This is a genomic window from Corallibacter vietnamensis, from assembly GCF_039537875.1.
GTDB classification, from domain to species: Bacteria; Bacteroidota; Bacteroidia; order Flavobacteriales; family Flavobacteriaceae; genus Corallibacter; species Corallibacter vietnamensis.
Window position 1 is genome coordinate 1528542 of sequence record NZ_BAABBI010000001.1, and the last position, 12630, is coordinate 1541171.

Sequence of the window (12630 nt, forward strand, 5' to 3'; positions counted from 1 at the left end):
TAAGACACTATAAAATAATTAATAAAACACATGGACATTAAAATTTCTGATAAGTTTTTAGCTTTTAAAGATGATATTGAAAATTGTATTAATAATTTTTCAGTTTCAGGAACTTTACTGTCAGGTGGTGATAGGAATTCTCTTAAAACCTTTAAGGTTAAGGGTAAGGTTTTAAACATAAAATCGTTTAAAATACCAAACCTTGTTAATCAAGTAGTCTATAAGTTTTTTAGAAAAAGTAAAGCACAACGCTCTTTTGAATATGCTAGTAAATTAATGGCATTAAATGTAGGCACGCCACAGCCAATAGCTTATTATGAGAAAACAACCTCTTTTCTTTTTAAAAATAGTTACTACGTAAGCGAGCATTTAGATTATGATATTACGTATAGAGAGTTGATGTTAAATTTAGATTACCCAAATAACGAAAAGATTTTACGAGCATTTACAAGGTTTACATACAATCTACATAAAAAAGGTATTAATTTTTTAGATCACTCACCAGGAAATACCCTAATTCAGATAAACAATGGTGATTATAAATTTTATTTGGTTGATTTAAACCGAATGGAGTTTAAGCATATGTCTTTTAATACACGCATCAGGAATTTTGAGCGCTTAAGTGTTCATGAATCTGTGGTGAGAATAATGAGTGATGAGTATGCTAAATGTTCTGGAGAAGATTTTCAAAAAATCTTTAATTTGATGTGGTCTTCTACTCAAAAGTTTCAAGATAAATTTTACAGGAAAATTCGCTTAAAAAAGAAACTGCTTTTTTGGCGTAAAAAATAGTTATTTCCTGTTTTTGCGTAACAACCATAATTTTACGTAGCGCATAAAAACTACATAACCTTGAAGATATCCTATGGTTAAACCTACAACGCCATCTCTAAAGCCGCTTTGTACTATGTAGTGTTTAAAAAAACCCCAAAAAGGCTTTATTACAAAATGGTAAGGCGTTAAAGTTCCTGTTTTTTTGTCGTAATCTTTTGCTTGCCATGTAGCATATTTGTTTAGCTTTTCAATGTATGCGTCGAGTGTTGTATATGTGTTATGATAAAGCTTGTTTTTTAATTTACTTACAGGACCATTTGCTATTATTTCCTCATGCACAAATTTATCTTCGTATTTACAGGAATCTCTTTTAAAAAAGCGAATAACTTTATCATTTCTCCAGCCACTAAAATGTACGCGTTTACCCATAAAATGATTCATTCTACCTATCCAATAAGCAACAATATCTGCTTTAGGATTTTTCAATAAATCAATAATTTCGGCTTGTAGTTCAGGAGTTACACGTTCGTCAGCATCAACAAGTAAAACCCAATCATATTTAGCTTGAGGAATTGCCCAATTTTTCTGGTCTGCAGCATATTTAAACTCTCGTTGTAACACTGTGACACCAAGACTTTTTGCTTTTTCATAAGTGCCATCGTTAGTAAAACTATCTACAACAATAATTTCATTGGCAAACCTTACTGAATCTATGACAGCTTCAATATTGTGTATTTCGTTACCAACAGGAATTATGGCAGTTAGTTTTTGCATTTAGTATATGTGCTTTAAAAAAGATATGAGTTGTTTTTCAAAGAAATCAGGGTTAAATTCTTGATAAAGTGACATGGCTTGAGGTTTCATTTCTTTTTCAGTTTTATTAGCATATAAATCAGGTTTATAGTCTTTTAAATGTACTGAAACATTGTTAGAATCATCTTCAAAAACACTCCAAGTATCTTTGTCTATCCATGGTGAAAATATGGTAAACGTTTTAATATTCAAAGCCTTTGCCATATTTACTGCGCCACCTTCGTTGCCAATTAGCGCGTTACAGTGTGTTGTTATAGCCAAGAAATCACGTAAGCTTTTACCGTATACATTAAAGTATATATGATTTTGCGTGTTGGTTTTACATAAATCAAAAATAGCTTTGGCTTCAGGTTCTTGTTTTGGAATGTAGTTAAATAAAATTTGGCCTTGAGTTTGTGAAACAATAAGATCTATCACCTTTGCCATATGATGAAACGGGTAGGTTTTATTTTCTCCACTACCTAAAACACTAATCATAAAAAGGGGCTTTTTAAAATCTATGTTATAAGATTTCAAAAATGCTTTACTAGTTTCTTTTTCTTGTTGAGTGATATAAATTTTAGGCTTTATGTTTTCTATATCAATGCCTAGAGGTTCTAATAATTGTAGCCTGTTTACAATAGCTAAACCAGCAGGATTGCTAGTGCTAGTTAAACGTTTTATATTGTGAGTATAAACAAAAGTTGTATAGGATTTGTGGTACGAAATTTTTGTTTTTGCTCCAGAAAATAAAGTTATGATGTTGCTAGAGAGTTTGGAATACACATCAATAACAACATCATACTTGTTCTTTTTTATACTTTTTGCTAGTTTAAAAAGTTTTCGTTTGCTTTTTTCAACTTCAGGTGAGAAATGAATAAAATTAGTAATAAAAGGGTTGTTTTCAACGACAGGAAAGGTGTGCGAATTTATTAAATAATCTAATTGGGCATTAGGATATTTTTCACGTAATGCTTCAAACAGAATACTGCTTGTAAGCACATCACCAATCATTTTTTGTTGAATAACTAAAATCTTCATTTATACAGCAACATCATATTCTCTTAAAGCATCATTAAGAGATGTTTTTTTGTTTGTACTTTCTTTTCGTTTACCAATAATTAAAGCACAAGGAACATTGTAAGTTCCAGAAGGAAACTCTTTAGCGTAACTTCCTGGAATTACAACAGATCGTGCAGGAACAATGCCTTTCATTTCAACAGGTTGATCTCCTGTTACATCAATAATTTTTGTAGAGGCTGTTAGTACTACGTTTGCACCAAGAACAGCTTCGGTTTCTACTTTTACACCTTCAACAACAATACATCTTGATCCTATAAACGCATTGTCTTCAATAATTACAGGAGCTGCTTGTAAAGGTTCTAAAACACCACCAATACCAACACCACCAGATAGGTGCACATTTTTGCCTATTTGCGCACAACTTCCTACTGTTGCCCAAGTATCAACCATAGTACTTTCATCTACATAGGCACCAATGTTTACATAGCTAGGCATCATAATAACACCGCTAGAAATATAAGCGCCATGACGTGCTACTGCATGAGGTACTACACGAATACCTTTGTCTTTATAACCCGTTTTTAAAGGAATTTTATCATGATATTCAAAAATACCAACTTCAAAAGTTTCCATTTTTTGAATTGGGAAATATAAAACGACAGCTTTTTTAACCCATTCGTTAACTTGCCAGCCGTTTTCTGTAGGTTCAGCAACGCGTAAAGTTCCAGCGTCAAGTAAATCTATAACGTTTCTTATGCTATCAATGGTTACTTTGTCTTTAAGTAGCTCTCTGTTTTCCCAAGCTTCTTCTATTATGTGTTGTAGTTGTTTCATTGTAAAAAAAATGGTTTTCGCAAAGATAACCCTATAAAATTGTATAGCTAAAAAACATTAAAAAAAATGTGACCTATCAAATAAAAGAGCGTCTTAATAATAAGTTGCACTTTAATTATAATGGGAAATAATTAGTTTTGCAATGTGCTCTCCGCTTTTTTAGTGGAGAGTTTTTTTATTATGTTACCTTTGCAAAGGTATGGGAAGATTACTCGCTATAGATTTTGGAAAAGTAAGAACAGGTATTGCTGTAACAGATGAGTTACAACTAATAGCTTCAGGGCTTACTACGGTTCAAACAAAAGACTTATTAACTTTTCTTAAAGACTACACAGATAAAGAAGCTGTAGAGCTGTTTTTGGTGGGAGAACCAAAACAAATGAATAATGAACCATCAGAAAGCGAAGCTTTAATCTCAAACTTTCTTAAAAAACTAGAAAAAGCTATTCCTGCCATTCCTATAAAACGTGTCGATGAGCGCTTTACTTCAAAAATGGCTTTTCAAACAATGATAGATAGTGGTTTGTCAAAAAAGCAACGTAAAAACAAAGCACTTGTTGATGAAATTAGTGCGACTTTAATTCTTCAAAACTACTTACATTATAAATAGTCAGATTATTGCGTTTTAAGTATGTTTTAACGTAATAAATTGATTGTTTTTATGTGAATACTAAAGAAGTGTTGTATTTTTGCAGTCAATTCTTTAAAAACAAAAAATGATATTACCAATAGTAGCTTATGGCGATCCTGTATTAAAAGTCAAAGCAAAGGATATTGCTAAAGATTACCCAAAACTAGATGAGCTTATAGCAAATATGAACGAGACTATGTACAATGCTTATGGTGTTGGACTCGCTGCACCTCAAATAGGTTTGCCTATACGTTTATTTATTGTTGACACATCACCTTTTGCAGAAGACGAAGGTATGCCAGAAGAAGCGCGTGAGTTTTTAAAAGATTTTAAGCGTGTGTTTATCAATGCTAAAATAGTAAAAGAAGAAGGTGACGAATGGGCTTTTAACGAAGGGTGTTTGAGTATACCAGATGTAAGAGAAGATGTTTTTAGACAACCTAAAATCACCATTGAGTACTATGATGAAAATTTTGAAAAGCACACCGAAGTTTTTGATGGATTAGCCGCAAGAGTTATTCAACATGAATATGATCATATAGAAGGAGTTTTATTTACAGACAAACTGTCTAGTTTAAAAAAACGTCTTATAAAAGGTAAGCTAAATAATATTTCTAAAGGAAAGATAAACATTGATTATAGAATGCGTTTTCCTAATCAAAAAAAGAAACGATAATATTTGAATAACAGTTGCAAAAATATATATTTGCCCACCTTAAAAATAGTATATGAGTTTAGATAAAGTATTAGCAATAGCGGGAAAACCAGGATTATATAAAATGGTAGCACAAACCAGAACAGGTTTTGTTGCAGAGTCGTTAATAGATAAAAGAAAATTATCTGTAGGTATTCATCACAATGTGAGTATTTTAAGCGAAATAGCAATTTATACACTTACTGAAGAAGTGCCGTTACGTGATGTATTTACTAAAATAAAAGAAAAAGAAAACGCAAATGCAACCTCTATAAGTCATAAAGACAGTAAAGATAAATTAGAAGAATACTTTTTTGAAGTGCTTCCTGATTATGATGAAGACAGAGTATATGCAAGCGACATAAAAAAAGTTGTACAATGGTATAACTTACTTCATAAACATGATATGTTAGATTTTGATGTTGAAGAATCAACAACAGATGAAGAAGAATAAAATACTTTTTAGATAAAAAAAAATCCAGCAATAAAGCTGGATTTTTTTATTTAAAGCAAATACTTAACTTCATAATAATTGTACTTTTACTATATAAACAACACGATAATTTAAAAAAAAATAACTTAAAACATCTATATGAATTCAAGAGCCAATCAACTAAAAGCATTTGACCGTTTACTTACTATTATGGATGAACTTAGGGAACAATGTCCATGGGATAAAAAACAAACCATGGAAACCTTAAGACATCTTACCATAGAAGAAACTTATGAGCTTGGCGATGCCATATTAGATAATGATCTACAAGAAATAAAAAAGGAATTAGGCGATGTGCTACTGCATATCGTATTTTATTCTAAAATAGGTAGTGAAACTAATGATTTTGATATAGCCGATGTTTGCCATAGTATCTGTGATAAGTTAGTACACAGGCATCCGCATATTTATGGTGATGTTAAAGTAACTGATGAAGCAGATGTAAAACGTAATTGGGAGCAAATAAAACTAAAAGAAGGAAAAGGGAAAACAAGTGTTTTAGAAGGCGTGCCAAAGAGTTTGCCTGCATTGGTAAAGGCTAATAGAATTCAAGATAAGGTAGCAGGAGTTGGTTTTGACTGGGAGCAACCACATCAAGTTTGGGAAAAAGTAGAAGAGGAGTTGGCAGAATTTAAGCATGAAGTTGATCAAGGTAATACCGATGCTATGGAAAATGAATTTGGAGACGTTTTATTCTCAATGGTAAACTATGCCAGATTTTTAAAAATAAACCCAGAGAATGCATTAGAGAGAACAAACAAAAAATTCACAAAAAGGTTCCAATATTTAGAGTCAAAAGCAAGAAGTTTAAACAAATCTTTAAAAGACATGACCCTAGAAGAAATGGACGTTTTTTGGGAAGAAGCAAAAAAACTTTAATTTTTTTAATCTAAAAAGATCCAAACGTAAACTTAACGCGTATATATAAAACAATGACACAAATTCATAAGTAGATTAATAGCATAATCAAAAATTACCTTACGTGTCATTGATACATTTAGTTATTTTTTGTTGGGAAAAAATAACTGTTTAGTTAGTTTAGTTAGGAACCGAAATCCTGTTTGAAGATTATTAATCAACAAGCAGGATTTGGTTATTTAATAAGGAATATTTTTTAATAGAGTTCTTTTATTTTACTCAATTTGGTTTTCCATAATTTCAGCGATTCTTTATGCTGATTTATGTTATTGTGTACTTCTTTAACTAGTGGATTACTGTCATCAACATTGGTGAAAAACTGAAGATTATTTTCAAGTTGATTTATTTCAGACTTTATCTCATTTATTTTTTTACGAATAAAAGTACGTTCATTATCTAAATGTCTTGAGTCTTGAGCATTGTTTAGTATTTCTAGTTTTGTGTCAAACTTAATAAGCTCTGCTTCATTCTTGTTTAAATTCAATTTGCTAAACAGCTCGTCTAATACGCTATTTAATTTTCCTTCTATATAGCGTTTGTTAGATGGAACATTTCCAAGGTTTTTCCATGTTTCAATATGCGATTTTATAAGTGTAATATCAGCATCTTTATCACCAGAAAGTTCTATGGATTTTATAGTGTCTAATAACTCACTTTTTTTAGCATAAGCTTCATTTCCTTCAGCGTTTGCTGCATTTTTAGCAGCGTGTAAGCGGTCAAAATAATGGTTACATGCTGCTTTGAATTGCAGCCATATTTTATCACTGTTTTTTCTAGGAACATGACCTATTTTTTTCCAATCACTTTGAATTTTTTTCATCAAAGGTGTTGCTGTTTCAAAATCGTCACTGTCTTTATTATCTTCAGCAATTTTTATTAAATCTAGCTTTTTTTGCAGGTTATCGTATTGATCTTTCTTTAGGTCTTTATAAAATGCGTTTTTCTTTCTATTAAAATTTCTTACAACATCTTTAAATTTTGCCCATGTAGCCTCATTTACTTTGATAGGAACTTTACCGGCGTTAAAGAATTCGTTTCTTAAAGCTTCAACATCTTTTATAGCTGCTTGCCACTCTTTGTGTGAGTTTGCGCCTTTTTCAGCAATGGCATTAATTTTGTCAATTATTGCGTGTTTTACTTTAAGGTTGTCTTCATAAACTTTGTCTAGTTCAGCAAAATATAATTGGCGCTTGTCATGTATGGTTTTTGTTGCCGCTTTAAATCGGTTCCAGATTTCTTCACGATGTTCTTTTCCAACTGGGCCAAGTTCTTCTTTCCACATTTTATGTAAAACTTGAAGCTCTCTAAAAGCACGATTTAAGTTGTCGTCTTTGGCAAGTTCTTCAGCGCGGTCTATTATTTTTAGCTTTTGCTCCAGATTGTGTTTAAAATCTAAATCGCGTAGGTCCCTATTTAAATGTAAAAAGTCGTAAAAAATCTCAACATGATGATGATAGCTGTTCCAGGCATTATTGTATTTATCTCTAGGGATTGGTCCAGCATTTTTCCAGCGGTCTTGTAGCTCTTTGAAATGTTTGTAGGTTGTGTTAATGTTTTCTTCTACGTTAATCAATCCTTTTATTTCTTCAATAATCTCAAGACGTTCAGAAAGGTTGTTTTTTAGACTGGATTGTATGTTGTTGTAATGGGTATTAAGCTTGTTTCTATAGTCTTTGTATGTGTCTTTAAAGCGTTTTTGTAACGGGCTTGAGAAGTAAAAATCAATTTCGTTGCCTCCTTCATTTAAAAACTCTTCTTTTTTCTCATCAAGAAAGGCATTGAATTTTGATTTGAATTCTGTGCGTATGTTTTCAACATGAGTTTTTATAGCTTGAACCTTTTCGTTTTTTACAAGCTTATCAAGTTCATCAACAAGGTCTTCCATAGACATTTTTTCATACTCTTTTTCTTCAATAGTATGACGGTCTTTAGAACCTTCATCTTCTGCATCTTCAGCGTTAGATTCGTCTATTTCATTTATAACAGCATCATCATCTTGAGGTGCTTCAGATTGTGGCGTTTGTGCTGTATCATTTACAGTTTCTTGCTCTTTGTTTCCATCTGCTTCTTGCAGGTTATCTTGCTCTGACATCTTAAAAAAGTTTAAGGTTCTTAAATTCGCTTTAGCGTTAAAGATACTAACAAGTTAAATATTTACAAAAGGTTCCTAGTTTTTTAATAGATTTTAAAAATACGTGTTTAAGAATTCCAGATTTTCCAAGATTTTTCGGCTTGTAGTTTTAGCATTTCGTAACCGTTTATTATGGTGGCCTTTTGCTGTTTTCCTTTTTTTAGAAATAAGGTTTCTTCAGGGTTGTAAATTAAATCAAAAAGGATGTGTTTTTCTGTGATTGCCTTATAGGGTATGTTAGGACAATGATCTATATCTGGAAAGGTTCCTAATGGTGTACAATTTATTATTATCTCATGTGTACTTAAAATATCTTCAGTAAGGCTATTGTAGGTTAGAGGCGCTTTCTTTTTAGAGGCTTCTCGAGATACAAAGGTGTAAGGAATATCAAGTCTTTTTAAGCTAAAAGCAACAGCTTTACTGGCGCCACCTGTGCCTAATATTAAAGCGCGTTTGTGATGCGATTTTAAAAATGGTTTTAATGATTTTTTAAACCCATAAAAATCTGTGTTATAGCCTTTTATTTTTCCTTTTTTAGTGATTTTGATGGTGTTTACAGCGCCTATTTTTTCAGCTTTTTTATCTATTTTATCCAAAAATGGAATAACGGCTTCTTTATAAGGGATGGTAACATTAAGCCCTTTTAAATTAGCGTTGTTTTTTAATATAGAAGGAAATTCTGCAATCGATTTTATATCAAAATTTTTATAAGAGGTGTCTTTAATGTTTTCGTCTTCAAATTTTATTTTAAAATAGCTTTCAGAAAAGGAATACGATATGTTTTTTCCTAATAATCCAAAATCAGTCATGAACTTTTCGTGTTTTTTGTCCGTAAATTTCTAATGCTAAAACAATAATTATTCCTAAAAGAATATAACCAATAGCATAGTAAGTTTCGGTATGTAAATCTGGAATGAAACGTTGGTAATTTTCAATAATTTTTTTTCCAGAAGAGTCTAGAATTATTGTTCCAGAATTAGATGATTTATAAATAGTTTTTTTCCACGGCCAAACAACACCAAGTGAGCCAATAATAAACCCAATAATTGAAGCCGTTGTTATGTTTTTATAATGTTTTAAAATGTAATTTAATAAATGAGAAAAGGTTACTAATCCGGCAATAGAACCTAATGTAAATACGGCCAGAACTTTTAGCATTCTTATGCGTTCAGGATCTTTTGTGAAGCTGAAATCCCAACTTAAAATATTGGCAAATGTATCATACAAAGCATTTACGGAGTCTACGAGTAGTAGTACGTAATTTCCTAATAAAATAAGTATGAAAGACCCTGAAAAACCAGGTAATGTCATCCCCGAAACACTTATTATACCACAGAAAAAAACAAACCAAAGATTATCGTTTTCTTTTGCTGGGTCTAAAAAACTTATGCTTAATCCTATAGAAATACCAATAATTAAAGATAAGCCTGTTTTGTAATTCCAGCTTTTAAAATCTTTGCTTATGTAATAAATAGAGCCTATAATCATTCCAAAAAACACACTCCAAACATAGAGCTCGTAATGAATAATTAAATAATCTAATATTTTTGAAACGCTGAAATAACTTATAAGCATTCCAAAAAATAACAGGCTTAAAAATCTTCCATTAATATATCTGAAAAAGCTTTTAAATCTTCCGTTTATAAGTAGCTTAAAGGCTTTACCATTTACTTTTTGAAGCGAGTAGATAAATTCTTCATAAAAGCCAGCAACAAATGCTACAACACCACCGGATACACCAGGAACTTTATTGGCAGCACCCATTCCTAATCCTTTTAATACTAAAAAGATTTTGTCTGTTAGTGTTCTAGTACTTTGCATTATTGGTTTCTTTTACCTAGGCGTTCTAATATAAAAATAGTTAAAAATCCGGTAATCATTAATATTATAGCTGGTACTAATTGATCTTGAGCAGCGTATTTATTTAATTCAGAATAGTGAATTGGCGAAATGCTTTTTTCTAAAATAGTTTTATAGGTTTCAAAATCATTACTTTGTATTTGTTGTACAGATAGTGTTGCAAATTCTGAAACTTTAGAAAATGAAACTATTTCTCCTGTTTCTTCAACCATAACTGATATGGTTTTTTTCCAAGGCCAAACTTTGTTTAGTGAGCCAATAATAAACCCTGTAAGTAACGCTAATGTCAGGTTGTGATACTTTTTAAATAACCATTTTAAAATATGGCTAAAGCTTAACAAACCTACAAGAGCACCTAAAGCAAATATGAATATTTTTTTTAAATCAAAGTCATGAAAGGCATTGCTCAACGTTTTATAAGCTCCAAGAATAAGCAAGATAAACGACCCTGAAATACCAGGTAAAATCATGGCGCAAATAGCAACAGCTCCAGCAAAAAATAAAAAATAAGGGCTGTGATTTACAGGAGAAGCAGGAATGGTTGTAATGTAATAAGCTAAAACAGCTCCAGAAATAACACCTAAAAAAGTGGTTAAATTCCATTTTTGTATTTGTTTTCCAACAAAATAAATACTGGCTACAATTAGTCCAAAAAAGAATGACCAGATTAAAACAGGATGATATTCTATTAAGTATTTAGCTAGTCGCATAAACGACACAAAACTTATAACGATACCTATTAAAAGCGCAGTGATAAAATTGCCATTTGCTGCTTTCCAAAAAGCACTAAAACCTTTTTGTTTTAAGGTTTTAAAAAGAGATAAGTTTATATTACTTATAGTCGCAATGAGCTCTTCATAAATACCAGATATAAAAGCAATAGTACCACCAGAAACTCCAGGAACGGCATCGGCAGCACCCATAGCTAAACCTTTTAGTGTGATGATTGTATAGTCTAAAAAGCGTCGTTGCATAGTTTGATTTTTAAGAAAATCAAAGGTATGTATTTTTAGTTAGACGATTAGACTTATTAATCTGTTTTTAATAAGGATTTAACTTGCTGTTTGTTATAAACTTTTGGGAAAAGTTCTTTTAGGATAAAAGCATATTCAGGGTTAAAATGTAGGCCGTTTTTTAAATGAAATGAGCCTTTTTCTGTTTCGTTTAGCGTATAGTATAATCCAGCCAATCGGTATTCTATTTCTGCATTTTCAGGATAAAATTCAGAAGCTTGTAAAAAATTATATACTGCGGCTTCGGTTTCACCTAACTGTAATAAAATATCACCTCTGGTTAGCCAAGTGTCAATCTCATAGTTGCCAAGTTCTAATGCTTTTTTAAAGCCTCGTTCAGCTTCTTCTAGAAAATTTAAACGCTGGTTTATTTTAGCATATAATTTCCAGTAAGTCACATTTTCAGCATCTATATTAATCGCTTTATTAATGTAGTAAAGTGATTTTTGAAAATTACGCTGTTTGGTATAGAATTTTGTTATGGCGATCCAACCTTTATCTAATAAAGGGTCTTCGTGTACTGTTTTGTAGTAATATTGAACGGCTAATTCTTGATTTCCTAATTTCTCATAACATGAGCCAATACGCAAAAGAGCAAAAGATGTTGGGTCATCAAGTTTTAGAGTGATAGAATAATTTTCAATTGCTTCTTGATATTTTTTTAGCTTTTCTAATACTTTTCCCTTTTCTATATAAGCACCAATAAACGTGTCATCAGAAATAATTGCAAAATCAAAAGCTGCTAGTGCTTTTTTATAATCTTGTAAGTCGTAATATTGTTTTCCTAATTGGTGCCAAGCAACTTCACAATATGGGTTGTTGTTAAGGTATGTATTTAGGTATTCTATGGCTTCTTCGGTTTGTTCTAGAAAATCAAAGCAATACATCATGTTGTAAAGTGCTGAATAGTCTTCTAAATCAGCTTCTAAACACTTCATGAAATATGATTTAGCATCTTCAAACTTATCTAGAAACAAGTATTCCATACCAATTAGAGAATAAATATCAGACACATCTTCAGTAAGTTCTAATGATTTTTTTAAGACGTTTATAGCCTTTTCATGGTCATCTTTTTTAGATAGAATATTAGCCTTCTGAATGTATATTTCTTCGTTTTGAGGTTCTAAATCATGCAAGCTGTTAAGTATTTTATCAGCTTGATTTAATTTGTTTTCAAACACAAGAACTTCTACTTGAAACAATTTTAAATTAGTTGATGTAGGATGTTGTTCTAATCCTAATTTAATGGCTTTTTTAGCTAAAGCTACTTTGCCTTGTGTAAGGTAGTGATGAATTATGTTCTCAAATTCTTCAGAGTCAAAAAACAAAATATTATTTGTTTTTAGCATTGACTCAAATTTAGTAAGTGGTAAGTTGTTGTTGTCGTTAGGACTAAACTCCATAAGCACATTTGTATGGTTTACGTATTAAATTTAGTGTTCTAAATGAGTTAAAAACAGCGATTAC

At 31.2% G+C, this 12630-nt stretch carries 13 protein-coding genes; 5 read left to right on the top strand and 8 right to left on the bottom strand.

Going from position 1 to position 12630, the window contains the following annotated elements; genetic code table 11:
* Window positions 1-30 precede the first annotated feature (30 nt).
* A complete protein-coding gene (locus ABD690_RS06945; protein WP_344728687.1) occupies window positions 31-792 on the top strand; it encodes a lipopolysaccharide kinase InaA family protein in 762 nt (253 codons plus the stop codon).
* Here ABD690_RS06945 and ABD690_RS06950 read toward each other — a convergent pair whose 3' ends face one another.
* Genes ABD690_RS06950 through ABD690_RS06960 form a run of 3 tightly spaced genes read right to left on the bottom strand, consistent with a single transcriptional unit; the run spans window position 793 to window position 3423 of the window.
* On the bottom strand, window positions 793-1548 hold the full coding sequence (locus ABD690_RS06950) for a glycosyltransferase family 2 protein (protein ID WP_344728689.1): 756 nt from the start codon (window positions 1546-1548) through the stop codon (window positions 793-795).
* The gene (locus ABD690_RS06955; protein WP_344728692.1) at window positions 1549-2607 is read right to left on the bottom strand and encodes a glycosyltransferase family 9 protein; all 1059 of its coding nucleotides are present in this window, start codon (window positions 2605-2607) and stop codon (window positions 1549-1551) included. It lies immediately after the preceding gene.
* On the bottom strand, window positions 2608-3423 hold the full coding sequence (locus tag ABD690_RS06960; RefSeq protein WP_344728694.1) for a 2,3,4,5-tetrahydropyridine-2,6-dicarboxylate N-succinyltransferase: 816 nt from the start codon (window positions 3421-3423) through the stop codon (window positions 2608-2610).
* 199 nt (window positions 3424-3622) lie between these two features.
* On the opposite strand from ABD690_RS06960, the gene ruvX reads away from it, so the two are divergent.
* The 4 genes from ruvX to mazG all read left to right on the top strand — a co-directional run bounded on the left by ruvX (window position 3623) and on the right by mazG (window position 6120).
* Window positions 3623-4033, top strand: coding sequence for a Holliday junction resolvase RuvX (gene ruvX, locus ABD690_RS06965; protein WP_344728696.1), 411 nt, complete (start codon window positions 3623-3625; stop codon window positions 4031-4033).
* Window positions 4034-4139: 106 nt separating this feature from the next.
* On the top strand, window positions 4140-4730 hold the full coding sequence (gene def, locus ABD690_RS06970; RefSeq protein ID WP_344728698.1) for a peptide deformylase: 591 nt from the start codon (window positions 4140-4142) through the stop codon (window positions 4728-4730).
* A gap of 52 nt (window positions 4731-4782) precedes the next feature.
* Window positions 4783-5202 carry a DUF5606 family protein gene (locus tag ABD690_RS06975; RefSeq protein WP_344728700.1) on the top strand — a complete coding sequence of 140 codons (420 nt, stop codon included), beginning with the start codon at window positions 4783-4785 and terminating at the stop codon, window positions 5200-5202.
* Between the two features lie 138 nt (window positions 5203-5340).
* Window positions 5341-6120, top strand: coding sequence for a nucleoside triphosphate pyrophosphohydrolase (gene mazG, locus ABD690_RS06980; RefSeq protein WP_344728702.1), 780 nt, complete (start codon window positions 5341-5343; stop codon window positions 6118-6120).
* A gap of 235 nt (window positions 6121-6355) precedes the next feature.
* Here the strand turns inward: mazG and ABD690_RS06985 are convergent, their stop codons facing one another.
* The 5 genes from ABD690_RS06985 to ABD690_RS07005 form a co-directional block, all read right to left on the bottom strand.
* Window positions 6356-8251, bottom strand: coding sequence for a DUF349 domain-containing protein (locus ABD690_RS06985; protein WP_344728704.1), 1896 nt, complete (start codon window positions 8249-8251; stop codon window positions 6356-6358).
* Between the two features lie 107 nt (window positions 8252-8358).
* Window positions 8359-9099, bottom strand: coding sequence for a shikimate dehydrogenase family protein (locus ABD690_RS06990; protein ID WP_344728707.1), 741 nt, complete (start codon window positions 9097-9099; stop codon window positions 8359-8361).
* Window positions 9092-10111, bottom strand: coding sequence for a DUF368 domain-containing protein (locus ABD690_RS06995; protein WP_344728709.1), 1020 nt, complete (start codon window positions 10109-10111; stop codon window positions 9092-9094). The genes ABD690_RS06990 and ABD690_RS06995 overlap by 8 nt, the downstream gene beginning before the upstream one ends.
* Window positions 10111-11124 carry a DUF368 domain-containing protein gene (locus ABD690_RS07000; RefSeq protein ID WP_344728711.1) on the bottom strand — a complete coding sequence of 338 codons (1014 nt, stop codon included), beginning with the start codon at window positions 11122-11124 and terminating at the stop codon, window positions 10111-10113. Before ABD690_RS07000 ends, ABD690_RS06995 begins: the two co-directional genes overlap by 1 nt.
* A 56-nt stretch (window positions 11125-11180) precedes the next feature.
* Window positions 11181-12566 carry a tetratricopeptide repeat protein gene (locus ABD690_RS07005; RefSeq protein WP_344728714.1) on the bottom strand — a complete coding sequence of 462 codons (1386 nt, stop codon included), beginning with the start codon at window positions 12564-12566 and terminating at the stop codon, window positions 11181-11183.
* Between the last annotated feature and the right edge of the window lie 64 nt (window positions 12567-12630).

What these genes read in the sequence shown, in the direction of transcription:
- ABD690_RS06945 (WP_344728687.1), top strand. Translation starts at nt 31, where the DNA reads ATGGACATTAAAATTTCTGATAAGTTTTTAGCTTTTAAAGATGATATT.
- ABD690_RS06950 (WP_344728689.1), bottom strand. Translation starts at nt 1,548, where the DNA reads ATGCAAAAACTAACTGCCATAATTCCTGTTGGTAACGAAATACACAAT.
- ABD690_RS06955 (WP_344728692.1), bottom strand. Translation starts at nt 2,607, where the DNA reads ATGAAGATTTTAGTTATTCAACAAAAAATGATTGGTGATGTGCTTACA.
- ABD690_RS06960 (WP_344728694.1), bottom strand. Translation starts at nt 3,423, where the DNA reads ATGAAACAACTACAACACATAATAGAAGAAGCTTGGGAAAACAGAGAG.
- ruvX (WP_344728696.1), top strand. Translation starts at nt 3,623, where the DNA reads ATGGGAAGATTACTCGCTATAGATTTTGGAAAAGTAAGAACAGGTATT.
- def (WP_344728698.1), top strand. Translation starts at nt 4,140, where the DNA reads ATGATATTACCAATAGTAGCTTATGGCGATCCTGTATTAAAAGTCAAA.
- ABD690_RS06975 (WP_344728700.1), top strand. Translation starts at nt 4,783, where the DNA reads ATGAGTTTAGATAAAGTATTAGCAATAGCGGGAAAACCAGGATTATAT.
- mazG (WP_344728702.1), top strand. Translation starts at nt 5,341, where the DNA reads ATGAATTCAAGAGCCAATCAACTAAAAGCATTTGACCGTTTACTTACT.
- ABD690_RS06985 (WP_344728704.1), bottom strand. Translation starts at nt 8,251, where the DNA reads ATGTCAGAGCAAGATAACCTGCAAGAAGCAGATGGAAACAAAGAGCAA.
- ABD690_RS06990 (WP_344728707.1), bottom strand. Translation starts at nt 9,099, where the DNA reads ATGACTGATTTTGGATTATTAGGAAAAAACATATCGTATTCCTTTTCT.
- ABD690_RS06995 (WP_344728709.1), bottom strand. Translation starts at nt 10,111, where the DNA reads ATGCAAAGTACTAGAACACTAACAGACAAAATCTTTTTAGTATTAAAA.
- ABD690_RS07000 (WP_344728711.1), bottom strand. Translation starts at nt 11,124, where the DNA reads ATGCAACGACGCTTTTTAGACTATACAATCATCACACTAAAAGGTTTA.
- ABD690_RS07005 (WP_344728714.1), bottom strand. Translation starts at nt 12,566, where the DNA reads ATGGAGTTTAGTCCTAACGACAACAACAACTTACCACTTACTAAATTT.